The 26,032-nt window shown below is 35.1% G+C and carries 30 protein-coding genes and 1 riboswitch; of the genes, 20 read left to right on the top strand and 10 right to left on the bottom strand.

The window, feature by feature from the left end; translation table 11 throughout:
• The first annotated feature begins 35 nt into the window (after positions 1 to 35).
• From AC1Q8N_RS00955 to lepB, 3 genes are all read left to right on the top strand, one after another.
• Positions 36 to 773, top strand: coding sequence for an NAD-dependent protein deacylase (locus AC1Q8N_RS00955; protein WP_088110319.1), 738 nt, complete (start codon positions 36 to 38; stop codon positions 771 to 773).
• A 242-nt stretch (positions 774 to 1,015) separates the two neighbouring features.
• Positions 1,016 to 3,169 carry a peptidoglycan D,D-transpeptidase FtsI family protein gene (locus AC1Q8N_RS00960; RefSeq protein WP_048547784.1) on the top strand — a complete coding sequence of 718 codons (2,154 nt, stop codon included), beginning with the start codon at positions 1,016 to 1,018 and terminating at the stop codon, positions 3,167 to 3,169.
• Positions 3,170 to 3,251: 82 nt separating this feature from the next.
• Positions 3,252 to 3,773 carry a signal peptidase I gene (gene lepB, locus AC1Q8N_RS00965; RefSeq protein WP_493521002.1) on the top strand — a complete coding sequence of 174 codons (522 nt, stop codon included), beginning with the start codon at positions 3,252 to 3,254 and terminating at the stop codon, positions 3,771 to 3,773.
• Between the two features lie 33 nt (positions 3,774 to 3,806).
• Here lepB and AC1Q8N_RS00970 read toward each other — a convergent pair whose 3' ends face one another.
• Positions 3,807 to 4,430 (bottom strand): CmcI family methyltransferase, encoded by a 624-nt coding sequence (locus AC1Q8N_RS00970; protein ID WP_053078552.1) that lies wholly within the window; start codon positions 4,428 to 4,430, stop codon positions 3,807 to 3,809.
• Between the two features lie 225 nt (positions 4,431 to 4,655).
• On the opposite strand from AC1Q8N_RS00970, the gene AC1Q8N_RS00975 reads away from it, so the two are divergent.
• Both AC1Q8N_RS00975 and AC1Q8N_RS00980 read left to right on the top strand, forming a co-directional pair.
• A complete protein-coding gene (locus AC1Q8N_RS00975) occupies positions 4,656 to 4,841 on the top strand; it encodes an antitoxin VbhA family protein (RefSeq protein ID WP_048547778.1) in 186 nt (61 codons plus the stop codon).
• 208 nt (positions 4,842 to 5,049) lie between these two features.
• Positions 5,050 to 5,907 (top strand): PhzF family phenazine biosynthesis protein, encoded by an 858-nt coding sequence (locus AC1Q8N_RS00980; protein ID WP_098079355.1) that lies wholly within the window; start codon positions 5,050 to 5,052, stop codon positions 5,905 to 5,907.
• Positions 5,908 to 5,955: 48 nt separating this feature from the next.
• Here AC1Q8N_RS00980 and AC1Q8N_RS00985 read toward each other — a convergent pair whose 3' ends face one another.
• Entirely contained in the window at positions 5,956 to 6,717 is a 762-nt protein-coding gene (locus AC1Q8N_RS00985; RefSeq protein ID WP_048547774.1) for a class I SAM-dependent methyltransferase, read from the bottom strand.
• Positions 6,718 to 6,915: 198 nt separating this feature from the next.
• Here AC1Q8N_RS00985 and AC1Q8N_RS00990 point away from each other — a divergent pair, with 198 nt between their 5' ends.
• Positions 6,916 to 7,407 carry a DUF2716 domain-containing protein gene (locus tag AC1Q8N_RS00990; protein WP_098643023.1) on the top strand — a complete coding sequence of 164 codons (492 nt, stop codon included), beginning with the start codon at positions 6,916 to 6,918 and terminating at the stop codon, positions 7,405 to 7,407.
• 63 nt (positions 7,408 to 7,470) lie between these two features.
• Here AC1Q8N_RS00990 and AC1Q8N_RS00995 read toward each other — a convergent pair whose 3' ends face one another.
• From AC1Q8N_RS00995 to AC1Q8N_RS01005, 3 genes are all read right to left on the bottom strand, one after another.
• The gene (locus AC1Q8N_RS00995; protein WP_098643024.1) at positions 7,471 to 8,241 is read right to left on the bottom strand and encodes a DNA alkylation repair protein; all 771 of its coding nucleotides are present in this window, start codon (positions 8,239 to 8,241) and stop codon (positions 7,471 to 7,473) included.
• Positions 8,242 to 8,274: 33 nt separating this feature from the next.
• On the bottom strand, positions 8,275 to 8,580 hold the full coding sequence (locus tag AC1Q8N_RS01000; protein WP_001026165.1) for an iron-sulfur cluster biosynthesis family protein: 306 nt from the start codon (positions 8,578 to 8,580) through the stop codon (positions 8,275 to 8,277).
• A gap of 113 nt (positions 8,581 to 8,693) precedes the next feature.
• Positions 8,694 to 10,160, bottom strand: coding sequence for an amino acid permease (locus AC1Q8N_RS01005; protein ID WP_001083398.1), 1,467 nt, complete (start codon positions 10,158 to 10,160; stop codon positions 8,694 to 8,696).
• 112 nt (positions 10,161 to 10,272) lie between these two features.
• Positions 10,273 to 10,465: riboswitch (Lysine riboswitch) on the bottom strand.
• A 323-nt stretch (positions 10,466 to 10,788) separates the two neighbouring features.
• Here AC1Q8N_RS01005 and AC1Q8N_RS01010 point away from each other — a divergent pair.
• Positions 10,789 to 11,238 carry a GNAT family N-acetyltransferase gene (locus AC1Q8N_RS01010; protein ID WP_098643025.1) on the top strand — a complete coding sequence of 150 codons (450 nt, stop codon included), beginning with the start codon at positions 10,789 to 10,791 and terminating at the stop codon, positions 11,236 to 11,238.
• Positions 11,239 to 11,277: 39 nt separating this feature from the next.
• On the opposite strand, the gene AC1Q8N_RS01015 is transcribed toward AC1Q8N_RS01010, so the two are convergent.
• Positions 11,278 to 12,288, bottom strand: a complete 1,011-nt coding sequence (locus tag AC1Q8N_RS01015; protein ID WP_002096492.1) for a sulfite exporter TauE/SafE family protein — start codon at positions 12,286 to 12,288, stop codon at positions 11,278 to 11,280.
• Positions 12,289 to 12,386: 98 nt separating this feature from the next.
• Between AC1Q8N_RS01015 and AC1Q8N_RS01020 the strand changes: the two genes are divergently transcribed.
• The 6 genes from AC1Q8N_RS01020 (at position 12,387) to AC1Q8N_RS01045 (ending at position 17,343) form a co-directional block, all read left to right on the top strand.
• Positions 12,387 to 13,184 (top strand): VOC family protein, encoded by a 798-nt coding sequence (locus tag AC1Q8N_RS01020; RefSeq protein WP_493521003.1) that lies wholly within the window; start codon positions 12,387 to 12,389, stop codon positions 13,182 to 13,184.
• A 14-nt stretch (positions 13,185 to 13,198) separates the two neighbouring features.
• Positions 13,199 to 14,137 carry an aminoglycoside phosphotransferase family protein gene (locus tag AC1Q8N_RS01025; RefSeq protein WP_493521137.1) on the top strand — a complete coding sequence of 313 codons (939 nt, stop codon included), beginning with the start codon at positions 13,199 to 13,201 and terminating at the stop codon, positions 14,135 to 14,137.
• Positions 14,138 to 14,150: 13 nt separating this feature from the next.
• Positions 14,151 to 14,894 (top strand): metallophosphoesterase family protein, encoded by a 744-nt coding sequence (locus tag AC1Q8N_RS01030; protein WP_000357638.1) that lies wholly within the window; start codon positions 14,151 to 14,153, stop codon positions 14,892 to 14,894.
• A gap of 133 nt (positions 14,895 to 15,027) precedes the next feature.
• On the top strand, positions 15,028 to 15,696 hold the full coding sequence (locus AC1Q8N_RS01035; RefSeq protein WP_493521004.1) for a hypothetical protein: 669 nt from the start codon (positions 15,028 to 15,030) through the stop codon (positions 15,694 to 15,696).
• 43 nt (positions 15,697 to 15,739) lie between these two features.
• On the top strand, positions 15,740 to 16,282 hold the full coding sequence (locus tag AC1Q8N_RS01040) for a GrpB family protein (protein ID WP_493521005.1): 543 nt from the start codon (positions 15,740 to 15,742) through the stop codon (positions 16,280 to 16,282).
• A 236-nt stretch (positions 16,283 to 16,518) separates the two neighbouring features.
• The gene (locus AC1Q8N_RS01045; RefSeq protein WP_098847287.1) at positions 16,519 to 17,343 is read left to right on the top strand and encodes a DUF2785 domain-containing protein; all 825 of its coding nucleotides are present in this window, start codon (positions 16,519 to 16,521) and stop codon (positions 17,341 to 17,343) included.
• A gap of 157 nt (positions 17,344 to 17,500) precedes the next feature.
• On the opposite strand, the gene AC1Q8N_RS01050 is transcribed toward AC1Q8N_RS01045, so the two are convergent.
• A complete protein-coding gene (locus tag AC1Q8N_RS01050) occupies positions 17,501 to 18,373 on the bottom strand; it encodes a hypothetical protein (RefSeq protein ID WP_098847289.1) in 873 nt (290 codons plus the stop codon).
• Between the two features lie 244 nt (positions 18,374 to 18,617).
• Between AC1Q8N_RS01050 and AC1Q8N_RS01055 the strand changes: the two genes are divergently transcribed.
• Positions 18,618 to 18,932, top strand: coding sequence for a DUF3892 domain-containing protein (locus AC1Q8N_RS01055; RefSeq protein ID WP_098643030.1), 315 nt, complete (start codon positions 18,618 to 18,620; stop codon positions 18,930 to 18,932).
• Between the two features lie 86 nt (positions 18,933 to 19,018).
• On the opposite strand, the gene AC1Q8N_RS01060 is transcribed toward AC1Q8N_RS01055, so the two are convergent.
• Both AC1Q8N_RS01060 and pdxR read right to left on the bottom strand, forming a co-directional pair.
• Positions 19,019 to 19,459, bottom strand: a complete 441-nt coding sequence (locus tag AC1Q8N_RS01060; RefSeq protein WP_000708783.1) for a YaiI/YqxD family protein — start codon at positions 19,457 to 19,459, stop codon at positions 19,019 to 19,021.
• An 81-nt stretch (positions 19,460 to 19,540) separates the two neighbouring features.
• Positions 19,541 to 20,983 (bottom strand): MocR-like pyridoxine biosynthesis transcription factor PdxR, encoded by a 1,443-nt coding sequence (gene pdxR, locus AC1Q8N_RS01065; protein ID WP_493521006.1) that lies wholly within the window; start codon positions 20,981 to 20,983, stop codon positions 19,541 to 19,543.
• Between the two features lie 124 nt (positions 20,984 to 21,107).
• Here pdxR and AC1Q8N_RS01070 point away from each other — a divergent pair, with 124 nt between their 5' ends.
• A complete protein-coding gene (locus AC1Q8N_RS01070) occupies positions 21,108 to 22,019 on the top strand; it encodes a DMT family transporter (protein WP_098643032.1) in 912 nt (303 codons plus the stop codon).
• Between the two features lie 18 nt (positions 22,020 to 22,037).
• Here AC1Q8N_RS01070 and AC1Q8N_RS01075 read toward each other — a convergent pair whose 3' ends face one another.
• Entirely contained in the window at positions 22,038 to 22,505 is a 468-nt protein-coding gene (locus AC1Q8N_RS01075) for an NUDIX hydrolase (RefSeq protein ID WP_098643033.1), read from the bottom strand.
• Between the two features lie 91 nt (positions 22,506 to 22,596).
• On the opposite strand from AC1Q8N_RS01075, the gene AC1Q8N_RS01080 reads away from it, so the two are divergent.
• The 5 genes from AC1Q8N_RS01080 to AC1Q8N_RS01100 all read left to right on the top strand — a co-directional run bounded on the left by AC1Q8N_RS01080 (position 22,597) and on the right by AC1Q8N_RS01100 (position 25,974).
• On the top strand, positions 22,597 to 22,998 hold the full coding sequence (locus AC1Q8N_RS01080; RefSeq protein WP_098643034.1) for a DUF3980 domain-containing protein: 402 nt from the start codon (positions 22,597 to 22,599) through the stop codon (positions 22,996 to 22,998).
• A gap of 17 nt (positions 22,999 to 23,015) precedes the next feature.
• A complete protein-coding gene (locus tag AC1Q8N_RS01085; RefSeq protein ID WP_493521007.1) occupies positions 23,016 to 23,486 on the top strand; it encodes a GNAT family N-acetyltransferase in 471 nt (156 codons plus the stop codon).
• Between the two features lie 48 nt (positions 23,487 to 23,534).
• On the top strand, positions 23,535 to 24,425 hold the full coding sequence (locus AC1Q8N_RS01090) for an AraC family transcriptional regulator (RefSeq protein ID WP_098079337.1): 891 nt from the start codon (positions 23,535 to 23,537) through the stop codon (positions 24,423 to 24,425).
• A gap of 24 nt (positions 24,426 to 24,449) precedes the next feature.
• Complete coding sequence (locus tag AC1Q8N_RS01095) at positions 24,450 to 25,397, top strand: serine hydrolase domain-containing protein (protein ID WP_098847291.1); 948 nt, start codon at positions 24,450 to 24,452, stop codon at positions 25,395 to 25,397.
• Between the two features lie 208 nt (positions 25,398 to 25,605).
• Complete coding sequence (locus AC1Q8N_RS01100; RefSeq protein WP_098048446.1) at positions 25,606 to 25,974, top strand: hypothetical protein; 369 nt, start codon at positions 25,606 to 25,608, stop codon at positions 25,972 to 25,974.
• The last annotated feature ends 58 nt before the right edge of the window (positions 25,975 to 26,032 follow it).

A 26,032-nucleotide genomic window follows, 5' to 3' on the forward strand; every position in this document is an offset into this window, starting at 1 on the left:
CAACTGGTATAATAAGTATAGGAAAATACATAGAGGTGATTTTTGTGCAACAATTTGAAGAAGTACGTTCAATTTTAGAAAAAGCGAAGAAAATTACAGCGTTAACAGGTGCAGGAGCAAGTACGGAAAGTGGTATCCCAGATTTTCGTTCAGCAAATGGATTATATGCTGATGCGAATGTGGAGATGTATTTATCAAGGGGATATTATAATAGGAGTCCGAAAGAATTTTGGAAGCATTATAAAGAAATCTTTCAAATTAATACGTTTCATCAATATAAACCAAATCGCGGCCATCGCTTTTTAGCTGAATTAGAAGAACAAGGGAAAGACATTACGATTTTAACGCAAAATATTGACGGTTTACATCAACTAGGTGGTAGTAAGCATGTCATTGATTTACATGGAACACTTCAAACAGCACATTGTCCGAAGTGTAAAGCGGGATATGATTTGCAGTATATGATTGATCATGAAGTGCCTCGCTGCGAGAAGTGTAATTTCATTTTAAATCCAGACGTTGTTTTATACGGAGATACATTGCCGCAATATCAAAATGCGATAACACGTTTATATGAAACAGATGTACTTATCGTTATGGGAACGTCGTTAAAAGTACAACCTGTCGCTTCATTCCCACAAATCGCAAAGAAGGAAATAGGGGCAACAACAATTTTAGTAAATGAAGAGTTAACAGGGCAAGAATATAACTTTGATTATGTTTTTCAAAATAAGATTGGTGAATTTGTTGAAGGTGTATCGTCGGTTAAATAAGTTATTATTTTTATGAAAAACTGAGGTGTATAGAGAACACCTCAGTTTTTTGTTTGAATAAAATTCATGTTATGACGAATTAAGGGGAATGGTAATAAATAGGACATAAAATCAAAAAAACTGAAAATTAAATCTTTTATTTCTTTAGTAATTAATATAAAATTCTATATATATCATATAAATAAATTTGATACATAATGGTTCTATGTAGAAATGTTAATAGAATGAAGTGAGGGAGCGAAATGAGACAGAAAAAGGAGCAGAAGAAACAATCGAAAAAGAAAAAGACTCATATTCCTTTTCGATTAAATGTACTATTTTTTATCGTCTTTCTTTTATTTTCAGCTATTATAATTCAATTAGGTAAAGTACAAATCATTGATGGAGAAACGTATAGAAATGAAGTGAACAAAAAGGAAGATGTAACGGTAAGCACTCCTGTTCCTAGAGGGAAAATGTTTGATCGGCAAGGTCAAGTGATTGTAAATAATAAACCACTACGAACCGTTACATATACGAAAATGAAAGGAGTAGATTCGAAAGAAGTTTTACAAGTAGCAAGAAATTTAGCTCAGCTTATTGAAATGTCGCCAGAAGATATAAATAAGTTGACAGAAACAGATAAAAAAGATTTTTGGATGCAGTTAAATGAAAAGCGAGCAGCAGAAAAAGTAACGAAAGAAGATGAGAGTGCATTTAGGAAGCAAGAGATAGAGGGGAAAGAATTAGATAAAAAAGTTGAAGAGTTGCGTCGTGAAAGAATTACGCAAGAAGAATTAAACGAACTTTCAAAAGAAGATTTAGAAGTACTAGCAATTAAAAGTAGGATGAATGCGGGATATAAAATGACGCCGCAAATTGTTAAAAAAGATGTAAGTCAAAATGAATATGCAATTGTAAGTGAAAGATTGGCAAGTTTGCCAGGAGTGGATACGACAGTGGATTGGGAACGTGAATACCCAAATGATAAAATACTTCGTTCCATACTTGGTAGCGTTTCTACTGAAAATGAGGGCTTGCCGAGAGAACAGTTAGATTATTATTTAGTGCGTGATTATAACCGAAATGATCGCATTGGTAAGAGTTACATCGAGAAACAGTACGAAGATGCATTACATGGAACGAAAGAACAGTCTAAAAATATTACGGATAAAGCAGGAAATATTATTCGAACTGAAAAAGTGACCGAAGGAAAAAGCGGAAATAATTTAATGTTAACAGTAGATATGGAGTTACAGAAAAAAGTAGAGGAAAGTCTTGAAAAGAATTTACGAGCATTTCATTCTGCAGAGCCGATGATGGATCGCGCGTTCGTTGTAATGATGAACCCGAAAAACGGCCAAATTTTATCAATGGCAGGAAAGAAAATTGTAAATAAAGATGGCGGAATGCAAATAGAAGACTTCGCTTTAGGAACGATGACAAGTTCTTATGAGTTAGGGTCAACTGTGAAAGGGGCTACGTTATTAGCCGGATATCAAACTGAAGCAATTAAGCCGTATACGCATTTCTTTGATGCACCAATGTATTTTAAAGGAAGTACTAAGCCAAAGAAATCGTGGAAAGATTTTGGTGATATTGATGATTTAAGGGCTTTACAAGTTTCATCAAACGTTTATATGTTTAATACAGCATTAAAAATGGCAGGTATTAATTATGTGCCAAACAATCCGTTAGATATTAAAAAAGAGACATTTAATAAAATGCGCTACTACTTTAGACAGTTTGGCTTAGGTGTACCGACTGGAATTGACTTACCGAATGAATCGATTGGTCAAATGGGTAGAACAGATAACATACCTGGTTTTTTACTTGATTACGCGATTGGACAGTATGATACATATACGCCGCTTCAGCTTGCTCAATATATGTCAACAATTGCAAACGGCGGATACCGAATGAAACCACAAATTGTGCAAGAAGTGAGAGAGCAACCACATAGACCAGAGGATGTTGGAAAAGTTGTTCGGTCTATTGAACCAGTTATTTTAAATCGAGTGGATATGGACACTTCATACATTAATCATGTAAAAGAAGGATTTAGAAGAGTTTTTCAAGAAACTGACGGAACAGGTACGGCAACGTTTAAAGGATTACCGTATAAACCAGCTGGAAAAACAGGAACAGCTGAAACTGTATACGGTGGAGAAAGTGATATTGGAAGAGATGAAAACAATAACCGGAAAAAATGTTATAATTTAACTCTTGCCGGTTATGCACCATATGATGCTGATCCGGAAGTAGCTTTTTCAGTTGTTGTACCTTGGGTGAATGATGACAAATCAGGAATTAATTCCGCGATTGGTAAAGAGATTTTGGATGCGTATTTTGAATTGAAAACGAAAAGAGCGGGTGGAAATCCAGTCCCAGTAGAACAGCCGAACAAGGCCCAGTAAAAATAGTATCACTGCATGGAGACATATTGTGCAGTGATATATTTTTTGAGTTAAAAAGTGTTTAAATAAGGTGGGAATGGATATGAAGCAGGAGATTAAAAGAGGCTGGAGGAAATACATACTCTTCGTGTTTGTTTTGGTAGTATCCTATCATTCTTTTACTTTATGTAAAGTGGAAGGGAAATCGATGCAACCGACTTTAGATGAAGAAGACTACGTATTTGTAAATAAAGCAGCAGTACATTTTTCAAATTTAGAGCACGGAGAAATTGTCATTATAAAGGAAGAGGATGAGTCGAAATATTATGTAAAACGAGTAATAGGACTTCCTGGTGACGTAATTAACATAACGAATGGATCAGTATATGTGAATGATAAAAAGCAAGAAGAACCGTATACAAATAAAGATTTATTCAATAATACGCAAGTGTTTTATAACTTTCAAAAGACGAAAATCCCGCCAAATAAATTATTTGTAATGGGAGATAACCGTGAACTTAGTAGAGATAGTCGAAATGGCTTAGGATATATTGAAGAAGATAATATAATAGGCAAAGTGGAATTTGTATATTATCCTTTTTCAAAAATGAAGATTATAGAATAAGTGGGGTTATACACAACCCCACTTATTAAAGTTTCACTTTATCTTCTTTAAAAAACCTTTTGGATTAAATGAAATGAAAAACTTATGTTTAGATTCATCAATTATGAAGTTGTTGTTTTTAGCTAAAAACTCTTCTACAGCTTCCATTGGGCCGGGGCCCCAATCGGGAGAAACAGGATTTCCATTAATAGATGTATCCTCTACAATAATATAACTACCAGTAGTAACGATAGATTTATAAAGTAAAAGTTCTTTTGATACATGATCTTTACTATGATCAGAATCTAAAATAACTAAAATCACATCATCAGGTTTGCGCATATTTAATATAGTTTGAACGGCATGTACAGAAACAGAAGAAGCTGTTACATACGTAATTCGGTCATGGGATGGACGATTTGGTTGAGGGAATATATCAATAGTAACAACGTGACCCTTTCCAATTAAATCTAATATAGAAGCTAAATACAATGCGCTACCACCATAACAAGTGCCACATTCAATAATTAAATCGGGTTTTAATTCGTAAATAATTTCTTGATACAAAAAAAGATCAGAGGGAAGTTTGAAAATGGGGACCCCGAGCCAGTGTGTATCATGTAACCAAACGTTGCTGTCGTAATAAAGTTTTAGAAATTCATTGCTTATAGTATCGATGTTAATTCTCCTTTCTAAAAAGGATTCTTTCGCTTTACGTAAAGTGCTTACGTATGAAAGTTGTACTATATATTATGTGATAAGGAATTGTAAGGCGAGTGTTTTTACTTAAAAATAAGCTAAATAACTCATGTGTAAAGGGAAGGAAATGGACGTATGTATAAGTACACAATTTGCTTCATTAGAAAAAGAAATGAAAATGATGTGAAGGAGATAACTTAAATTATGGCATTCAAAAGCGAGGATGAACTGAATAAAGCTTTCGAGGCAGCTAAAGCGAGCCTAGAAATAGAAGGTATGACCATTACAAAAGAAATGGAAAAAGTTATAAAAGAAAAGTTAGCCGGAAAGATAACGCACGAGCAACTTATTACATTAGCTGATGCGATTGCGAGAAGCGAACTTACTTAATGATCTAGAAGCTGCCACAAATTTTTGTTAAATAAACGGGAAAAAGAGATGGTAGATCCATCTCTCAGGCTGTAGACAAACTATTTTTGGAGAGTTCAGATGCTAAAAAATAGTTTGTCTCTAGCTTTATGACGAATTTATCCAACAATATATATACGTAGTACGTTTTATGCTACAATTTACTATAAGTGAGGAAGGAAGGTGTCTTATGAAAATATCTGTTTATGTTGCAAGTGCATTTAGCAAGGATCATAAAGGCGGAAATAAAGCAGGAGTGGTATTTATGGAGAATACATTGACCACTACTCAAAAAATGGCAATAGCTAAACAACTGGGCTATGCGGAAACCGCATTTATATCAGAGTCTGAAATTGCTGATTATAAAATTGAGTATTTTACACCAAAAGAGGAAGTTGATTTATGTGGGCATGCCACAATTGGCTCTTTCGCGATACTGATGCATGTAAATAAACTTTTCAAGAATCGCTATACGATTGAAACGAACAGCGGTGTTCTTACTATTACCATAAAAGATGACATCATATTCATGGAGCAAAACGAACCGATATTCTATGATGTTATATCTCCAAATGAGTTTATCGACTGCTTTGACATTAAAGATATAGACAATACATACCCAATTCAAATTGTCTCCACGGGCTTAAAAGATATTTTAATTCCTATAAAAAGCGAAACACAATTACATACAATGCAACCTAATTTTGAAAAAATTAAAGAAATCAGCAAGTATTATAATGTTGTCGGGATGCATCTATATACTTTTAATGACAATCGAATTATATGCAGAAATTTTGCTCCGCTATACGACATTAATGAAGAAGCAGCGACTGGAACTTCAAACGGTGCATTAGCTTGCTACCTGTATGAACACCACTACTTACAAAAAGAAGTCTATGTATTTGAACAAGGTTATTCTTTACACTCGCCTTCCGAAATATTAGTTAAATTAGCAACCGATAGCAACAATAAAATAGAAAAGGTTTATGTTGGCGGCAAAGGCTATTACTGTGAAACGAAGTATTTAAATATAGAAAATATCGACTGAAAATAAAAAAGAGATGGTAGATCCATCTCTTTTTCATATACTCCATGATTAACTGCGAATTGCCTTAATCATAAATCGATGTTGCTTCACATCAAAATAACCTTTTTGTAAGATGATTTCATGTATACGATATAATTCCTCATTGTAACCTTCGACAGTAAAATCAGGAATTTGCCACGGAATCGCTTTTAAATAATAGACGATAGCGCCAATGTCGTAAAAGCGTTGAAAAGGGAACTCTTCTTTTTCTTCTAAAATAGTAAATCCATTTTCCTTTAACTCACAACATGCCGCTTCAAGCGACCAACTTGCAAATTCGCTATTTAGCGGTGTGTTAAACTGTTCATTCAGTTCCGCGCAATCGAGACCACCAACTTGTTGGGTAAAAAATATTCCATTAGGAGAAAGTATTCTTTTTACTTCAGAAGCAGCATATGATTCATGTTGATTTATGATTAAATTAAACTGACCATCTTGAAATGGTAAAGCAGTATCATCTGTTACCTCTATAACTGTAACCCCTAAAGGTTCTAATTTCTTCCGAGCAATCGGCACGTTTGGAGCATAGCCCTCAGTCGCAAAAATAGTTGATGAGAACGGTTGTAACATAGATAAAAACTCTCCGCCGCCAGTGCCCATATCTACCATTGATTCTGCATGCTGCATAAGCTGGAAAGCAGCGCTGCCATACGACCACGATAAAGGTGCGCTCTTCATCCGACCCGTTTCTGAAATGAAAGAAAAATCCCAACCGCTAAAATTTGTATTAGCACTTTCTAATAAAGTTAAAAATAATGGATCACGTTTCATAATTGTATCCTCCTATTTTGTAAGTAAATGATATGATGAAAAAAGAAAAAAAGGAGGACCTCTTATTAAAGGGGAACGTTTTTACGTTTCGTGTTCGAATAGATTCATATACATTCGCTCCTTGTCAGAATGGTTATTTATATATTCGGGATAATCGAGTGTAAATCCTTTGAAGTTAGTAGGGAAGGTAGTTGTTTAATGGAAAACTGGATAGAGTTTACGGACAAAGAGAATAATCAAATTTGGGACAAGATATATAGTGAACTTAAGTTTTCACCAAGTGTTTCTATATTCCCATCATTTAAGGTGCCAAGTCCTTTTGTAACATATGATATTTCTCATTGCTTTGGAGAATCGATAGATATAAATATATATAGCGATCTGGAAGATAAAGCGTTACAAGCTTTTCAAGAAATTACAGGATCAAATGAATATATTATGGCACTGGATTGGCAACATGAGTGTTATTGGGTGAATCCACATTTTGAGTTTGAAAGAAATGAATTTGATGAGTGGATGCTACCTGTATTTCCGAATGGAGATTACTACTTCTTTATTCAGAAAGACTTTAAGTGGGGCTATTTAGGCCATCCTTGGGAGGAGAGTATAACGATATTTGGAAAAGAACTTATAGAAAGCTTTGAACGAAATAAGCCAAAAATGTTTCAAAATATTTTAAGACAAGGGTAATGTTTGAAAGAGAAAACCGCTTATACTTCATTTTTGAAGCATAAGCGGTTTTGTTTAAAATACTTAAAAAGAAAAATCTTTTGGCAAAGTACCACTTTTTATTACCGTTCTTAACCCATGTTTTATAATCCAAGGGTTAACAGGATGCTGTTTATCACGTAACTGCTGCAACCATTGAAAAACGAGTTCTTTATCGTCTTTCGTAATATCGTTAATATGATTGGCTACTGATTTTTGGACATATTTAGAAGGATCATTCATTAATGGTTCAAGAAGCTGTAAATTGTTCTTAAATTCACCTTTCAGAGCTCCCATTTTTTTAGCCCAAGGAAGTCTTGGTCTTGTACCTTCGGAAACTAATCTCCTAATGTGGCTGTTTTCGTCATGAATCCACTGTTGTAATATGTGTAGTGTGTTTTCATGGTATGTTTCAAGAAAAGGCCGAATGGCATATTCAGCAGTATTCCTTTTTGTTATTGCATACATGGCGTTACATGAGGTTTCAAAATCGTTAAGCCCATATTTTTCAACGTATTTTGCAATAGGCATGTACATATATCCGTTTGTAAATGTGCCTACTTCTGTTGTGTTTTCTGGCCCCAATGTTTTCAGTAAAATATGTATTGCTTCATTAAAATCTTTTTGTAATGCAGTATGTAATTCATCTGCTATTACTTCTATACGTTGCTTTAACTCTAATTTTTCAACTTTACATGTTACGGAAGATACGAAGTTTCTTTTCGGAAAATTAGGATCGTGTTTACAAATAGAATCAGCCATTATTTCTGCTAATTCTTCATTAAATAAAAATTTTAACGGAACATATTTACCCATTTTTTCACCTCATTTGTCAGCTGAAAACAATTTTTATTTTTTAATCGACAATCCATAAACTAAAGTCTCACTCGGAGTCGTAATACTAAAACCTGTCGTCTTATAATCAAGTTTCACCGTATCACCAGTGTAGTCTTTCGTGAATGAATCCATTTGTACGATAAACTCGGCATCTTTATATACAACATCATCTGCATCATATGTATCCCAAATTAAATCAACATCAACGAAAATACTACAAGAGTTTGTCATTGTTCCTCTAATGCGAATGATCTTTTTATCTTCACGTTCTAATTTATGTATAGCTGCTTTTGCTTCATCAGTAATACGAATGTTCATGGTATCCCAACCTTTATATATATTTCCTTTATTATTGCAAAAACAGGAGAAATAGGGAAGGGAGAAGCATCGGAATAAAAAACGAGCAAACATATTTGTTTGCTCGTTTCACTTTATTTCAATTCACATTTATCGAGCGGAATCACTTTCGTTTTCTTCGTAAATTTATATCCTAACCATAGTACTAAGAAGAGTGGTAAACCGATGTAAGAAACGAGTACACCGTTCCAATCGATTGATTCACCCATAAATGCGCCGTAGTTTTGACCTAAAATTACGATGACACAAAGTGCAAATGCGAAAATTGGACCGAACGGGAACCATTTTGCTCTATATGGTAAGTCTTTCAAATCTTTTCCTTGTGCGATATATGCTTTACGGAAACGGTAATGACTAATTGCAATTCCGACCCATGCGATAAAGCCAGACATTCCAGATGCGTTTAATAACCAAATGTATACAACACCGTCACCGAATAAAGAGGCAATGAAAGCGATACTACCGACAATTGACGTTACGATTAATGCGTTAACAGGTACACCGCGGCTATCTAATTTACCAAGAAACTTTGGTGCTTTTCCTTGGCGAGCTAAGTCCCAAAGCATACGAGTTGATGCATACATACCAGAGTTACCAGCAGACAATACTGCCGTTAAAATAACAGCGTTCATAACAGAAGCAGCAAAGGCAACGCCCGCTTTTTCAAAAATAAGTGTAAATGGACTTACTGTTACATCGCTTGCAGCAAGGCTTTCAGTCGTATAAGGAATTAATAAACCGATAACGAGAATCGCAAGGATATAGAATAAAAGAATACGCCAAAAGATAGAACGAATTGCTTTTGGAATGTTACGCTCTGGATCAGCAGTTTCACCAGCAGCTACACCTAATAATTCAGTTCCTTGGAATGAGAACCCAGCAGCCATAAATACACCGATAATTGCCATAATGCCGCCATTAAATGGTGCATCTGCAACAGTGAAGTTTTTAAAGCCAACAGATTCGCCGCCCATAATTCCGAAAATCATCATAAAGCCGACAATTAAAAAGATAATAATAGTAACTACTTTAATAAGTGCGAACCAATATTCAGATTCACCAAACCCTTTAACAGATAAATAGTTTAAAAGGAAAATAATAGCTAAACATAATCCACTCCAAATAAGAGAAGGGGTATCTGGGAACCAAAATTTCATAATTAATGTTACAGCAGCGAGTTCAGCAGCAATTGTAATGGCCCAGTTATACCAATAGTTCCATCCAAGTGCAAAGCCAAGGGATGGATCAACAAATTTTGTTGCATACGTGCTAAAAGATCCGGTAACAGGCATGTAAGCCGCGAGTTCAGCTAAGCTTGTCATTAAAAAGTAAACCATAATTCCAATTGCGGCGTATGCGACTAGTGCACCGCCAGGACCAGCTGTATGGATGACACCACCGCTGGCAAGAAATAGTCCGGTACCGATTGTACCACCGAGAGAAATCATCGTAAGGTGACGAGATTTTAATCCGCGTTTTAATTCACCTTGTCCTTGTGTAGTTTGCGTTTTAGAGGTAGATTGATTTGTTGCGCTATTCATGTTCAACACTCCTTTTCTTGTAGGTTAGGAAGGAGCGGGGGAGAAAAATACAAAAAACCGCCAAAGGAATTAGGCGGAACGTTTCACAAATAACCACCCCATCATACCCTTCCGTTAAGATAGCACCCCACGTTTACACGGTAATTTTGTAAACGTGACAGTTCTGTTCCTTTCGGAGACAGCCCCAGCTCATATTTCCAGAGAAGAAATATAAACTTCGGCAACTTTTCCTTTCAAACGGAGTTGGTGACATTCTCTGTGTCTCGTCCGTTTTACTCATAAAAGTCGCAACCTCTACCTCATCGGATTGATGAGGATTTGATATATTGCTAAGATTTTTAATATATGGCAATTGTAATGACTTTCTGAATATATTGCAAGATATTTTGTTAGGAAAAGTCAAAAAATATCGGTTATTGTATAGGAAACGCTTGCAAAACTCCACCCGAACCTACTGTTATGTAACAAAAAACAAATAAAGAAATTGTTATACAAATGTTTCGCAAAAAATATTGAAAAACCCTTTAAAAATAAAAGAAAATTCTGAAAATATAATTCGACATTCATAATAAGGTCATATTTTTTGTTATAATTAAAAAAACGTTTAAGCAAAAAAGGGGAAATTAACATGAAATTAGAAACAGAAAGACTCTATATAGTACCGTGTACAGAAGAGAGTATGCAAGTTGCTAACGAGCAAGGATATAACAGTGGTCCGCATATTGTAGGGCATGTAGAAAATGTAAAACAAAATAAGGTTTTATTACCTTGGGGCGCGTGGTATGTCATTCGCAAAGAAGATGACATCGTTCTAGGTGATATAGGATTTAAAGGGAAACCAAATGAGGAACATACAGTAGAAATTGGTTACGGATTTATTGAGAAATATTGGAATAAAGGGTATGCGACAGAAGCTGTAAGAGAATTAATAAATTGGGCTTTTCAAACAGGAGAAGTAGAAACGATTATTGCGGAGACACTTCTTGAAAATGATAGCTCGATTCGTGTATTAGAGAAATTACATATGAAGAGAATTGACACTACAGAAACGATGATTAATTGGAAAATAGAAATATAAAAAATACCGCTCGAAGTATATCGGGCGGTATTTTTATCGTTATGGTAGCATTTGTTTTTGATCATTCGGATATCCGGCTGTCGATGCGTTAGAACGCTTGGAATGATTGCGAACAGCAATGAAAATAGAAATAATAACGACAAGACCAACTGCCACGTAAGAAAGTGAAATAATAGTTGGATCAACTTTAAATGTAGTAAGCAATGTACGAATGTTTGTAAAGATAATAAGGCCACCAACTAATACGCCAAGTAAATGAGAAGGAACGATGCGTACTAGCCATGCAGCGATTGGTGCCGCAACGATACCACCGAGCATGAGAGAAAATACCCAAACCCAGCTTACTTGTTCCCATCCAAGTGAAATGAAAAATCCAATTGTTGCAGCGAGTGAAACAGGAAATTCGCTCGTATCTACAGATCCGATAACTTTTCTAGCTTCATTTCCTCTTGCCAAAAGTACAGGTGTCGTAATCGGACCCCAGCCACCACCACCAGTTGAATCAACGAATCCAGCGAATAAGCCAAGCGGAACAAGCTGTTTTGCAGACATACGTTTATTTGAAGTAACAATTTGTTTTTGAATGATGAATCGTAATAAAATATAAACCCCTAAAGTAAATAAAAATACGGAAATGTACGGTTTAATTACATCGCCAGGTAAATTGCTTAAAAAACATGCCCCAATAAATGCGCCAATTGCTCCTGGTAATGTAAGCCTGGAAACGGTATATTTATCAACGTTTCCAAATTTGATGTGAGATGCACCAGAAGCGGCGGTTGTAACGACTTCAGCTAAATGAACAGATGCGGAAGCTACAGCTGGTGCGATACCAAACATTAATAATAGTGAGGTAGATGTTACCCCGTACGCCATTCCAAGTGCCCCATCAATCAATTGAGCGAAAAATCCAATAATAGCAAAGACAATTAATTTCTGCATAAATAATCCCCCTGTAATAATAAATGAAAAAGGCACTTTTCCCGTATGAGAAAAGTGCCTTTGGTTTTTCCAATCAGCAATAATTAAATTTGTTTCATTATAATACATATTAATCGTATAAATCAACTGGGTTTTAAAGTTTTTTGAATTGAATGAAAGAAAAATAAAATATACAATAAAAGGATGGAGAGAAAGGGGAGAAAGACATGTTACGATTTGATCATCTCGTACACTCAGTATATGGTACACCGGAGGAAGCGGCAAAACAAATACAGGAGCGTGGATTTCATACTGCAATAGGCGGAGAGCATATTACTTGGGGTACTTGGAATAGTTTATGTTATTTTGATTTATCCTATATAGAATTTTTAGCAGTTCAGCATGAAGAAAAAGCGAAGAAAGCAGACAATCCATTAGTACAAGAAACAGTAGTAAAATTACAAGACGGAGAAGGAATGCTACAAATCGCAATTCGAACAGATGCCATTGAAGACCTAGCAAATAATTTTAGTAAGCACGGTTTACATACGATAGGACCATTTGAAGGAAAACGTATAAGAAAAGATGGCCGTCTTTTAGAGTGGAAAATGTTATTTGTAAAGCAAGAGGAAAACGGACCGAAATTACCTTTCTTCATACAGTGGAATGAAACGGATGAAGAAAGAAGAAACGATTTACGTAACATAGGAACAATCACTGAACATAAAAATAAAGTACAACAAATTGAAACGATTCATTACGCAGTGAAAAATGTTCGAGAAACAGTACGGAAATGGAAAGAAGTAATGGGGCTAACTGCAAGCTCAATCACAAAGAATGAAGAATGGAATGCGGAGTGTCAAAGCGTATCATTTGGTGATGTTCATGTGCAGTTTTGTGAACCAATAGGAGAAGGGTTAGTACTAGAACGTTTGAAGCATCATGGCGAATATCCATTTGCAGCGGAGTTTAAAGGTGAAAATAAACGAGAGCATGAAGTGTTAGGTAGGTTGTACATATATTGATAGAGGTGAATGTTGTGAAGGAAATGCTTAGAGAGATAGAGAGACAACTAGAATGGCCTCGTATTGTAAAGTGTACAGCTATTTCAAAAGGTTTTTCACATGAAGAAAAATATAAAGTTGAATTAAAGAACGAAGAAACTTATTTTGTGAAAGTATGTGATGCTGTTCATTTTGAACGTAAACAAGAAGAATATACGTATATGAAACAATTAGAGTTATTACATATTCCAACGCCCAAGTTAATTCATTTCATAAAACTTGAGGAATTAAATAAATGTGTACAAGTATTTGAATGGGCCCAAGGTGTAAATGGTGAAGAAGGTTTAGGGAAGCTATCGGTGGAAGAACAGTATAATGCAGGAAGAAAAGCAGGGGAAGTATTAAAGAGGATCCACTCAATTAGAAGAGAAAGTGCAAGTAATAAATGGGGAACGGTTCGATGGAATAAATACGAAAGATACGTAGAAGCGTTAGCAAACTATGAAATAGACTTCATTGATTTGAAGCCAGTATTAAGTTTTGTAGGGGAGCATAAACAATTATTGGAAAATCGCCCTATTACCTTTTTACACGATGACTTCCATCCAGCAAATAGTATGATTCATAATAAGGAATTTATCGTTATCGATTTTGGAGGATATGATTTTGGCGACCCAATACACGATTTTTATAACGTAGCGATTTTTACTACAAGAATAAGTAAACCATTTGCGGTTGGACAAGTTCACGGTTATTGCGTGGGAGAACCGTCACTTCATTTTTGGCAACTGTATTCATTATATGCAGCAATGACATTCCCAGCTGATATCGTATGGACAAACCGAAGCACGCCACATTTAGTAGATGATATGAAGGAAAGATTGAACGTAATTTTAGAAGATCATAACAATTTTTCATCCTATATTCCAAAATGGTATCAATCACAACATGAGGATAGAATAAACAATAAGTAATGGAGGGATTCATATGGATAAAATAGCGGTAATTTCAGATATTCACGGTAATATTCCAGCTCTAGAATCTGTGCTGCAAGATATTAAATTAAGAGGAATCGAGCGCATCATTTGTCTTGGAGATTTAGTCGGGAAAGGTCCTCATTCTAGCGAAGTGATTGAAATCATTCGTAAAGAATGTGATGGAGTTGTAATGGGGAACTGGGATGATTTCATTACAAAACCGACTGAATTTGAAGCGTTAAAATGGCATCAAAAACAATTATCGGAAGAACAAAATGACTATTTAAGAAGCTTACCATTTTCAATCGAATTTTTTATGAGTGGCAAATTGATTCGTATGTTCCACGCATCGCCGAGAAGTTTATATGAAAGAATTCAGCCACATGCCTCAAGAGAAGAGCGTATTAGTATGTTCGAAAACAGTGAGTTCACAGAGAATATAGAAGGGGAAAAAAAACCAGATGTCGTTTGCTACGGTGACGTTCACCAAGCATTCGTTCAAAATTTCAGAGGGAAAACGTTATGCAATGCAGGTAGTGTAGGCAATCCACTTGAAATTACACAAGCTTCCTATTTAATATTTGAAGGAACTTACAATGAACAAGAAGCCGCAAGCTTTTCCATTCAACTCGTACGTGTACCATATGATATTGAACTAGCCATCAGACTAGCAGAAGAACTCGATATGCCAGAAATTGAAGAATACAAACAAGAATTACGGACTGCTTTATATCGAGGGTTTAAGGGAAAGTAAGCCAATTATAATATATCTATCGTAACTTCAAATATATTAACGATTCGAAATAGGATATCGCCTTACCGACAAATAATGACATGAATTGTTACCTGTAATTATGTTATGTAAACTAATTGTAGGAGGGAATATCATGAACCGAATACAACGCATGAAAGAAATTGTAGATCATATTTTAAAATTAAACTTAACCCATCCAACAAGAGTTGGAGTAAGTGGTATTACAGCTTCAGGAAAAACAACATTTGCAAACGAAATAGCTGAAGAAATAAAAAAACGAGGATTACCAGTAACACGCGCCAGCATTGATGATTTTCATAACCCGAGAGCGGTTCGCTATGCAAAAGGAAAAGAATCTGCAAGAGGGTATTACGAAGATGCACACGATTATACAGCTTTTAAAGAAAGATTATTAAAGCCTTTAGAGCTTAACGGGAATTTACAGTATGAAACGATTTCTCATAACTTAATAACGGATATGCCTGTACATAATAAGCCACAAGTGGCCAAGCAAAATATGATATTAATAGTAGATGGAACGTTTCTATTGAAAAAAGATGTTGAGCATTTATTTGATTACAAAATCTTTGTAGATACAAATTTTGAGATGGCGAGAAAACGTGGTGCAAAGCGAGAGACTGAGACTTTTGGATGTTATGAAGAAGCAGAGAAAATGTTTTTAAACAGATATCATGCGGCCTGTAAGATGTATATAGATGAGCATAATCCGAAAAGTTGTGCGGATGTTATATTTCGGAATAATAACTTTGATGATCCAGTAGTTGTGTTTAAAGAAATTTAATATTGTTTATACAGCAAACAATTCGTGAAAGGAGATGTTTTGGATGGATAAAAAAGAGAATCCGAACGATTGGCCTGTATGGGCGAATGAGTCAGTAGAGATAGTGAATGCAAATCCTGATTGGCAAGATAAAGGCAGATGTGAAGAGCAGCAACTATATGAACTGCTTGCTCCTCTCGGTATAAGCAAAGTAATACATATAGGAAGTACATCCATACCTGGTTTACCTGCAAAACCTATCATTGATCTAATGGCTGAAATAGACTCATTTGAAAGAGTACTACATATTTCAGCTACATTGGCCATATATAATTGGCATTATGTAAGCCCAGAATTGGATGAAAGACCTTGGAGAAGGTTCTTTGTGAAAGTTAAGAATAATAGGCGTGTAGCTCACCTTCATTTAATGGTTAAAGGAACTGAGCAATGGGAGCATCAACTTTTATTTCGTAACCGCTTACGAGAAAATCCACAATTAGTTTATGAGTATTCAAATCTTAAACAAGATTTAGCTAAAAGATTTAACCAAGATAGAGAAGCCTACACAAAAGCTAAAACAGAATTTATTAAGCAAGTTCTAAAATGATGCAACCTTTGATTGTAACTACGTTTGAATACAAAAGAAAAAACATCCTTTATTTTATAAATTAAACTGACATGAAATGCATGTAAATAAGGTGAGAGACTGCGATGTTCTAAAGTATTTCCTTTTATTTATTAGGATAAATTATATATAATTGAATCAAGTTCATATAAGGATAGGCAATTACAGGGGATAAGGCGAAAATATGTTAATAAAGTAAAAAGGGGACAGAAAATATAATGAATGAAGTACTAGAATTAAAAGAAGAACTACTACAAATTAAAAATAATAATTATGCTGTACCAGAAGACGTAGATGCATATCCATATGCGCAGTGGATGTTAGATTATATCGGTTCACCTGATGCTGAATTACGTGATGATTTAATTTATAGTACGCTTCACACATGGATTACAAATGATGTGTTTAGACAAAAAGAGTTGCGAGGATTAATGTTACAAGCAATTAGTCCTGATTATTTATTTTATAAAATTGGTGAAAAGGGCACAGACTCTGTATTTAAACGTGCATTCTCCGTATTAATTCCGCCACTTATTTTATCTGTTCATGAAAGAGAACCACTGTTATCTGAAGAACAACTATACAGTGTGGCAGAACAAGTGTTGGAATATGTATATTTAGAAGAAGATGTAAGAGGTTACGTAGAAGGAAAAGGTTGGGCACATTCTACAGCACACGCTGCTGATGCACTTGATGCTTTAGCACGTACTATACAAAATCGTGAGTTTTCATATGCGATTCTTGCAGCTGTTCGTCAGAGGGTTCGATTAAGTGATTACGTGTATGTGCACTTTGAAGATGAGAGATTAGTAGCGCCAATTATGTCGTTACGTAACCAAAATATTTTAACTGGAGAAGAGTGGAGCAATTGGCTACATAGCATAGCAACTGTTGAAGATATCCGACATCCGCAGCATGCTATTTTAGTACAAAATATTAGAACTTTCCTAAGAAGTTTTTATTTCAGAGTTTTAGAGGCAGAAGGTAGTACAGCCTTTACAGATGATATATTTGAGACTTTGAAGGGTTTGCGTAGGTATTAAAAAATCACTAGATGCCATTATAAATGAGTACGTAAGAAAAGAATAAGATTAAAAAACCGATTATACATGTAGGCTCTCTACAAAAATAATCGGTTTTTTAGTTGAATTGAAATTTTAGACTTAACTATACATGTGCTTGTATGTAATAAGAAATGTATTAAATATGTAATTGTGGATGTTCTTCATATAAACTATTCACATACTGTTTTAAATTCTTCATGAACAATAAAACATCTTGACTAGCCATTTTAGCATGTTGAAGATGAAATATATTTCTTTTCCCAATTTCAAATTCATCTGATGTTAAAGTAATAGGTATATTTTTAAAGATATGCCATGGGAAATATAAGTGTACAAAAGTTTCTCTAAAATATATACCTGATTCACAAATTAATACTCCATCAGATCCTTTCCCCATATTCCCAAGGATAGATGTATCTAAAAAAGCGATGATTTGTTCTTCTTTTGGAACGATAAATCGTGCCTCAATTGCTTTTAACTTTTTGTCTGAAATATGAGTGTCTACAAATAATCCGTTATCAGGTTCTAATAATTCATTGTATGTTTCAAATAATGAGCAAATTGATTTTATCTCATCCATTTTTATAATTGGATGTATATCATGTTGTTTTGAATTTTGGAATGAATTCGTAAGAGCTATAAGTAATTCTTTAAATAACAGTGGTGGATAATCACTCCCGTTAATATTGAAGCTTTTTTGTGCATCAAAAGATAAGAAACCATCTTTATCAATTTCAATTTGTTGCACTTCATTTAATTGATCAAATTTCAAACTTCCTTTACCTAATAACCAATTTTTCCAGTATAAACCCGAACTCGTAAAGTAAACACCATACTTGCCTGATCCAAATAAATTACAACTTAAAAAAGCAATAACTTGATCATCCTTTGGTATAGAAAAACGTTTATGGGCAATTGATAAGAAATCTTTAGGGATTCTAGTAACATAAAATCTAGATTGCTGATACTCTAAACAAATATCAGTTAAGCGATTAATATCTATATTCACCTGAATCATTCTCCATTTCAAATTTCGTTTCGATATAATTAATTATAAAGTTGTCAGGAAAATATTAACACTTAAATTTAGCTTAAATTAAGAAGGTAAGAAACTATAAATAGATTTGTATTAGAATACAAAAAATGACCTGTATTCTTTATTTGGAGTAGTAAAGACTTGTTAAGGTAATAAAAAGGTACATAAAACCACCACCTCCCAACCATACTAATAAAATGTGTTGGAGGTGAATGTTATGGACAAGAAAGACTTTGAAAAAGTTTATAATGATTACTTACATCAAGGAGAAGAGCAAGCTCAATTTGAAGTAGACCATGAAGTCAATTCAGGAGCAGAACAAATTATTGCCGTTCGTAAAAATGATGATGGGGATTTAATTGCTTTTAAGACAAGTAGCGGGAGAGAGTTAGATTATATGACTGCTCTTAATGAAGCGAAATCAGGGAAGTTAGCACATGTGGACGTATTTCATAAGTATGGTAGGGATATTATACGTAGTGAACCGGATGGAATAAAAGAAAATAACTTAGATAATCTACCTTCATTTTAAACGGGTAAACCCCAAGAAGAGAATGTTCATTTCAATATTCTCTTCTTTATTTTGCGAAGTTTTCCTTGCAAATAGACAGTTCATTTTTAAAGAGCGATCATACTTTTAAAGAGTGCTCGAAATTTCTCTTTATCTTCTGCTGTAAATGGTTTCGGTCCCTTTGTACGTTTACCGCTCTTTCGAACCATTGCACTTAAATACCGTGTTTGTAATAGTTGTTCAATGTTTTCATTCGTATACTTGTACCCTTTATGGTGTAGCACGATACAGCCTTTTGCTAAAGCCAGTGAAGCAAGACCGTAATCTTGCGTTACGATTAAATCTTCTTTTTTTGCTAACTGCATAATCCGGTAATCTGCAGCATCTGCTCCAGAATCAACATAAATTGTTTCTACGCCTGTTGGCTGTTCTGCATTAGAATAATGAGAAAAGCTAGTAACGAGGGTAACAGGGATTTCTACATTCGTAGCTTCGGAAATAATCACATCTTTTACAGGACAAGCATCTGCATCAACGTAAATTTTCATTGGTATCACTCCTATAAATAGATTCGAGTTGATGATAATGGTAGAATTTTCTTTTGTCAAACGAGAAAGCTTTATTTAAAGTTATTTTTCACATACCAAAATAGCCTCACGTAAACGAGAAATACCTTCCTCAATTTGATCAATATTCACTTTTCCATAAGATAAACGAATATAACCATCTTTCGCGCCGAAAATACTCCCAGGCATAAATGCAATTTCTTGTTTTAAACTTTGCATAATAAGTTGTTTTTCGTTTATCGGTTCTCTTAATTTTCCCCATATGTATATACCGCCGGTCGGGTTTGAAAAAGAGATTTTATCGTGAAGTTGCTCGTTTAGGGCCCGAACGATAACATCTCTTTTTTCTGCTAGTTGTTTTCGTAACGGTACGATATGAGACTGAAATGGTACAGTTTCGAAAAATTGTTGCATAAGCCACTGCGGGAAAATACTCATACCTAATTCCATTTGGTGTCTTGCGTCAGATAACCTTTCTACTACAGACTGCGGGGCGACAAGCCAGCCGACTCGTAAGCCTGGCGCAACCATTTTTGATAAAGAATGTACATAAATGACTGTTCCATTTTCATCAATCGATTTCAAAGTAGGGCAAGGTTGTTTCTTTTCTAGCGTAAGTAAGCTGGACGGATCATCTTCCACAATCGCAATTCGTAAGTCTGCGCAAAGTGATAATAGTTTTTTTCTACGGTTTGGATGAAGCATTGTGCCCGTAGGATTTTGGAAGTTTGGATTTAAAAATATCATTTTAATACGGTGCTTTCTATATAACTCTTGCACATCGTCTGGGTTAATACCGTGTTCATCGACAGGTAATGGGAAAATACGAATACCTGCTGATTGGAATAACGGTAAGGAATAACAGTGTGAAGGGCTTTCGAAAGCAACTGCATCACCGGGATTTAATAAACATTGAACGATAAGGTGAAGTGCTTGCTGTGCGCCAGATGTAATCATTATGGATTGTTCAGTCGCTTCAACTTTTAAATATTCTTTCATATATTTTACGACCGCTTGTCTTAGCGAGAGATAGCCTTGCGGATGATCATAACTTAATGAATGCGTTAACGGTTGTTCTCGTAAAATTGTCTGTAGTTGATCGTGAGGATAAAGGTTACAACCGAGCTCGCCGTTTGCGAAATCAATGATATTTTCATTTTGTTGTACTTCTGCCCGAATATGGCGAAGTAACGGTAAGTTTGGTAAAAAAGTACCACCTTCTACGAAATTTCTCCAATTCGGAGTTAATGTTGGAGAAACGCCCCACATATGTGTACTTACACGTGTCCCTTTACCAGTCGTACTTTCCACAATCCCCATAGCACGTAGTTCATTATAAGCAGTCGTTACCGTACTTCGGTTTACATTTAACTGCGTAGCTAATTTCCGTTCGGAAGGGAGGAAGCTTCCAGGAGGAAGTTCTCCGTATGTAATACGTTTCTCAATAAAGTCAACTACTTGTTGATAAATTGGGATTTTACTGTCGTTATCTAGCTTCCATTCCATACAAACGCCTCCGCATCTCTTATATACATTAAGTATAACAAATTGGCTGGGGAAAAAAACAGCCAATTGGACGGTGCTATATCCAGCCAATTTTACTATGCTAAATATGGAAGGGGAGATTCGGATGAAACGATGGCAAATGGAGTGGCTCCTAGTATCAGTAGCATTAGTATGGGGAGCGAATTATACAATTGGAAAGTATGGCGTGGCATATATGTCATCCATTCAATTTAATAGTTTACGATTTTTAGTAGCATCTCCGGTATTATTACTTATTACATTTTTAATGGAACGCTCATTACGTATTGAAAGAAAAGATTGGTTACGACTAGTAGCAGTCGGTATCGTTGGTACGGCAATGTATCAAACGATGTTTATGCTATCTGTGAAATATACTTCAGCAACGAACGCCTCATTATTAATTGCGATGTCACCTATTTTTACAGGGATATTAGCAGTATTGCACAAACAAGAACGTTTTTCGATGAAAGTACAAATAGGTTCAATAATAGCGTTTATTGGTGCAGCATTCGTTTTATTAACAGGACATACAGGAGGAGCTACTTACGAATATGCGTGGCTCGGAAATGTAATTGGATTAGTCGCAGCAATTGCGTGGGGATGGTATCCAATATTAGCGCAACCTCTTATTACAAAATACTCCGCAATGAGGGTCACATCATGGTCTACTTTAATTGGAATTGTACCTCTCGTTATATACTGTTTATTCAACGTAAATACATTAACGTGGCCAGTAGATACGCCAAGCTGGGGATCACTAGCATATTCAATCGTCTTTGCGACCATATTTGGGCTAGCAATGTGGTATGTTGGCATTAGTCAAATAGGTTCAACGAAAGTAATGGTTTATATGTATCTCGTACCATTGTTTGCAGTGATCTTTGCGGCAGTAACCATTGGAGAGCAAATTAATTTGATGCAACTAGTTGGCGGGCTTATTATCTTCATCGGTTTATATGTTGTAAAAAAAGGTGGAATCAAAAAGCCAGCTCTCAATTTGAAAAAAGTAAGTTAACAATAAAAAGGATCTCTTTCATATAGAAGGAGATCCTTTTTGTTTTTGTAATAAAAGCGCTTGTTCAATGGCCCATTTTTGATGATCGTGTATGAGAAGCTCTATAGCATGCAATGGAGACATCCACCTTAGAACATGATCCTCCTCACAGTTTTCAGTTTGTTTCTGCACCATATTCGCAATATAAAAAAATCCATCGTTTAAATAATATATATCTTCCTTTTCTGCATAAAAATATCGAGCCGCATTACCGATATACTGATCAATTTTAATTGCCCATCCTAATTCCTCTAGTAGCTCATGGTGCAAACATTCTTCTTTTGTTTCAGTACCTTCTATACCGCCGCCGGGTAAAAAGTAGCGTTCTCCTTTTTGGATAACAGCAATCTTTGAAGAAGTTGAGTTGAAAATAATTGCATAACAACTAGGTCGTAATACATATTGCTCAGTAGGCTTTTTATAACCAAAAGTAAGTTTAGATATCATAAAACACGTCACCTCTCTATAAAATACATAAAAGTAATAATAAGGTAAAAAATGTATAAGTATAATCTTACGAGATTGGAGTGATAACAAAATGATAAATCGAAAGTGTACGCGCTGTAAAGAAATTACAGGTACATTGCACGGTGGTAAAAAAATTAAGGAAGAATTTCTATGTGAGGACTGTTTGCAAAAAGGAATTGCAAGCGGGGAAATCGAATTATCACAAGTGGAGCAAGAACAAACTTCGTATCTTTCTATAAAAATATTAAAAATAATGAGTGTGATTTATTTAATAGTATCTATTATAACCGCTATTTCTGCTGGAGCATTTATACAGGATCCAGGGCTTGGTGGAATATCCTTTTCAATAACAGGTGCAGTTGGTGTTATGATAATTGGATCGATATTCCAGTCTGTTCTTGTATTTTGCGGGATATGGGTATTCATCCTTTTAGTAGAAACAGTCATTAAAATTTATGAAAAAATGAAGTGAGTGAGAGGGAGAAACATATGCGAGTTAGAAACATCCAAGGGGAAGATTATGAAAAGATTCATTCCGTATTAAATGAATGGTGGGGCGGGAGAGATATGGCTAGTATGTTGCCAAAATTGTTCTTCGTTCACTTTCAAGAAACGAGTTTTATCATTGAAGAAGAGGGAGAAACGTTAGGTTTTTTATGCGGATTCTTTTCCAAAACGCATAAAGATGAAGCATACGTTCATTTTATCGGAGTAAATCCGAGGTATAGAAGAAGAGGAATCGCATCGACATTGTATTCTTATTTCTTCGATGTAGCTCGTGCAAATAACCGTAAAGTTATAAAAGCAATCACGTCACCAATTAACAAAAAGTCGATACAGTTTCATCAAGAAATCGGTTTTCGAATTGAGGCCGGGGATGATGAGATAGAGGGTGTATCGGTACATACAAATTATGATGGGAATGGCGGTAGTAAAGTTTTGTTTTTGAAAAATGTATAAAAGTAGGCTAGCTTAACGTTAGCCTTTTTGTTGTGAGGAGATAAAAGTATGGAGAGTAAACAAAGTAGAAATGAGTACTTAAGACGCATTTACAAAGTGCAAGATTATATAGAATCAAACATAGATGATCCACTTTCAATTGAAAAGCTAGCGGATGTAGCAGGATTTTCAAAGTTTCATTTTCATCGGATTTTTAAAGGGATCGTAGACGAGCCATTATCTCGGTATGTAAACCGATTGAAGTTAGAAAGGGCAACGAATCTACTTACATATCGCGCAGACATGACGATTACAGATATTGCGTATCACTTCGGATTCACAGATTCAGCAGTTTTCTCCCGAACATTTAAAAATTATTACGGAGTAAGTCCGTCTCAATATCGAAACGACAATAGCAAGAATTGCAAAGACGTAAGCAGAGCTTCTCAATACAATGAATGTAAGAAGGTTCGAGGTAATGTTGAAATTGTAATAGCGAACGATATAAACGTCGCATACATAAGACATATCGGTACATATGAGGAGTTAACTATAGCTTTTCCTGAAATGATAGAGAAATTATTTTATTACGCATCGAAGCAAAACTATCATGTATTTGAGGATACGAAAGTATTAACCATTTACCACGATCATCATGAATTTACTGAGGACTATCATTTAAGAACAAGTTTATGTATAACAATTTCGGATGCGTCTGCAGTAAAAACGAGTGATATTGGAATAATGGTAATACCTTCTGGAAAGTATGCAGTAGGGCATTTTGAAATATTCCAGGATGAATATAAAGGAGCATGGGATTTCTTATACGGTGAGTGGCTTCCAAATAGCGGATATAAACCGAGAGATTCGTATCCTTTTGAAGTATATAGAAATAATCCCAATCAGCATCCCGAAGATAAACATATAGTTGATATATATGTACCTATCGAACCTTTTTAATCATAGGTTAAAGGGGAAAGAATAATGAAAACTGCTGAAAAGTTAGATCAGATTATACAAGAAGAATATGAAAATATGAATGGTATGTTAGTAGTGCGGAAAGGTAATGTTATTTTTGAAAAATATTATAACGGCCACGGATTAGATGATGCACTTCATGTAGCATCAGTTACAAAAACGATAATCTCTGCGCTAATTGGGATATGTATAGATAAAGGCTATATAAAAAGTGCTGATCAAAAAGTAATAGAATTTTTCCCGGAATATAACGTTCATTCATCTGAAATAACAGTACGACATCTTCTTACGATGACTGCTCCACATCCATTCGTAGACTGGCAGGAACCGTTAGAAGAACTATGTACACAACAAGATTGGATACAATATACGTTAAATAGGATAGGGAACGGCGGAGAAATTGGAAACTTTAAATATTCATCTGCAGGAGCTCATATACTATCAGCGATCATAACGAACGCAACAGGAAAAAATGCGCGTGAATTTGCGAATAAATACTTATTTCAGCCACTCGGCATGAGAGAAATTTCAAACTATAATATGAAAGCATTTGGATTCGATGACTTATTCGGAAAAGATGTAAAAGGATGGGTTCACGATCCGAATGGTATTTCGACGGGCGGATGGGGACTAACGTTAACGGTTAGGGATATGGCTAAGTTTGGACAGATGTATTTGAATGAAGGTATTCATAATGGAAAACAAATACTATCAAAATCATGGATAAAAGAATCGACAGAAATGAACCAAAATCAATATGGTTACTCATGGTGGTTACGAGAAGAGGGTGGAATCTTTTCATACTGTGCAATGGGCGATGGTGGGAATGTGATTTGTTGTATTCCGGAGAGGGAATTGGTGGTGGTGATTGCCTCTGAAATTATACCGAATGCAGGGGATAGGTGGGAATTGATTGTGAAATATATTCTTCCTTGTATACGGTCAATTAAATAATTTTAGTAAAAAGATGGTGTGAATTGGAGTTTCATACCATCTTTTTGTTTTATGACGGAAAGTTCAGGGGAATGTAAGGGTTGTGTTAATAAATTTAAAAATTAGGAATTAATGATATAAGATTATTTTTTTTATGTATAATGAGGACAAGGCCTGAAAATACTTAAATATTTAAGTGAATATATTAAACAAGGGAGATTGAGTTTATATGAAAAACTTACTTCAAAAAACTTTAGCTACAACAGGGCTAACTGCTTGTTTATTAGGTATGGTTTCTTCTGTTTCATTTGCTTCGATTAGTTGGGATTCTTATGGAAAATGGGATGGAAGCGGAGGAAAAGCTACAGGATACGCCTACACTGCGCAAAAAAATGAACCTCATTTTTACAAGATGACTGTAAGAGCTAGCTTTGATGATGGGTCTTCTAAAGAGGCATCACGGGATAATGCTAAAATTACAGATCGTGTGGACGTTAAAGTTTCATCCAGAGGGCCAATTACCACAGGTTATTCGGGTCATGAATGGATAATGAAAGGTGATAATGCATACACCTCAAAGGAAATGAAAATTAAATAAAAATCAACAAAAACCGTGAAAAAGGATAAATACCTTTTTCGCGGTTTTTAAAATGAGG

This window comes from Bacillus sp. GW823-FHT06B01 (genome assembly GCF_058952315.1).

Excerpts from the sequence above, each read along its gene's own strand:
- lepB (WP_493521002.1), top strand. The coding sequence starts at position 3,252 with ATGAAGCAGGAGATTAAAAGAGGCTGGAGGAAATACATACTCTTCGTG.
- AC1Q8N_RS01015 (WP_002096492.1), bottom strand. The coding sequence starts at position 12,288 with ATGTATTATAATGAAACAAATTTAATTATTGCTGATTGGAAAAACCAA.
- AC1Q8N_RS01055 (WP_098643030.1), top strand. The coding sequence starts at position 18,618 with ATGGACAAGAAAGACTTTGAAAAAGTTTATAATGATTACTTACATCAA.
- AC1Q8N_RS00960 (WP_048547784.1), top strand. The coding sequence starts at position 1,016 with ATGAGACAGAAAAAGGAGCAGAAGAAACAATCGAAAAAGAAAAAGACT.
- AC1Q8N_RS01040 (WP_493521005.1), top strand. The coding sequence starts at position 15,740 with ATGGATAAAAAAGAGAATCCGAACGATTGGCCTGTATGGGCGAATGAG.
- AC1Q8N_RS01075 (WP_098643033.1), bottom strand. The coding sequence starts at position 22,505 with ATGATATCTAAACTTACTTTTGGTTATAAAAAGCCTACTGAGCAATAT.
- AC1Q8N_RS00995 (WP_098643024.1), bottom strand. The coding sequence starts at position 8,241 with ATGGGTAAATATGTTCCGTTAAAATTTTTATTTAATGAAGAATTAGCA.
- AC1Q8N_RS00980 (WP_098079355.1), top strand. The coding sequence starts at position 5,050 with ATGAAAATATCTGTTTATGTTGCAAGTGCATTTAGCAAGGATCATAAA.
- AC1Q8N_RS01035 (WP_493521004.1), top strand. The coding sequence starts at position 15,028 with ATGAACCGAATACAACGCATGAAAGAAATTGTAGATCATATTTTAAAA.
- AC1Q8N_RS00990 (WP_098643023.1), top strand. The coding sequence starts at position 6,916 with ATGGAAAACTGGATAGAGTTTACGGACAAAGAGAATAATCAAATTTGG.
- AC1Q8N_RS01045 (WP_098847287.1), top strand. The coding sequence starts at position 16,519 with ATGAATGAAGTACTAGAATTAAAAGAAGAACTACTACAAATTAAAAAT.
- AC1Q8N_RS01090 (WP_098079337.1), top strand. The coding sequence starts at position 23,535 with ATGGAGAGTAAACAAAGTAGAAATGAGTACTTAAGACGCATTTACAAA.
- AC1Q8N_RS01060 (WP_000708783.1), bottom strand. The coding sequence starts at position 19,459 with ATGAAAATTTACGTTGATGCAGATGCTTGTCCTGTAAAAGATGTGATT.
- pdxR (WP_493521006.1), bottom strand. The coding sequence starts at position 20,983 with ATGGAATGGAAGCTAGATAACGACAGTAAAATCCCAATTTATCAACAA.
- AC1Q8N_RS01005 (WP_001083398.1), bottom strand. The coding sequence starts at position 10,160 with ATGAATAGCGCAACAAATCAATCTACCTCTAAAACGCAAACTACACAA.
- AC1Q8N_RS00985 (WP_048547774.1), bottom strand. The coding sequence starts at position 6,717 with ATGAAACGTGATCCATTATTTTTAACTTTATTAGAAAGTGCTAATACA.
- AC1Q8N_RS01095 (WP_098847291.1), top strand. The coding sequence starts at position 24,450 with ATGAAAACTGCTGAAAAGTTAGATCAGATTATACAAGAAGAATATGAA.
- AC1Q8N_RS01080 (WP_098643034.1), top strand. The coding sequence starts at position 22,597 with ATGATAAATCGAAAGTGTACGCGCTGTAAAGAAATTACAGGTACATTG.
- AC1Q8N_RS01070 (WP_098643032.1), top strand. The coding sequence starts at position 21,108 with ATGAAACGATGGCAAATGGAGTGGCTCCTAGTATCAGTAGCATTAGTA.
- AC1Q8N_RS01030 (WP_000357638.1), top strand. The coding sequence starts at position 14,151 with ATGGATAAAATAGCGGTAATTTCAGATATTCACGGTAATATTCCAGCT.
- AC1Q8N_RS01010 (WP_098643025.1), top strand. The coding sequence starts at position 10,789 with ATGAAATTAGAAACAGAAAGACTCTATATAGTACCGTGTACAGAAGAG.
- AC1Q8N_RS01000 (WP_001026165.1), bottom strand. The coding sequence starts at position 8,580 with ATGAACATTCGTATTACTGATGAAGCAAAAGCAGCTATACATAAATTA.
- AC1Q8N_RS01085 (WP_493521007.1), top strand. The coding sequence starts at position 23,016 with ATGCGAGTTAGAAACATCCAAGGGGAAGATTATGAAAAGATTCATTCC.
- AC1Q8N_RS01100 (WP_098048446.1), top strand. The coding sequence starts at position 25,606 with ATGAAAAACTTACTTCAAAAAACTTTAGCTACAACAGGGCTAACTGCT.
- AC1Q8N_RS00975 (WP_048547778.1), top strand. The coding sequence starts at position 4,656 with ATGGCATTCAAAAGCGAGGATGAACTGAATAAAGCTTTCGAGGCAGCT.
- AC1Q8N_RS01020 (WP_493521003.1), top strand. The coding sequence starts at position 12,387 with ATGTTACGATTTGATCATCTCGTACACTCAGTATATGGTACACCGGAG.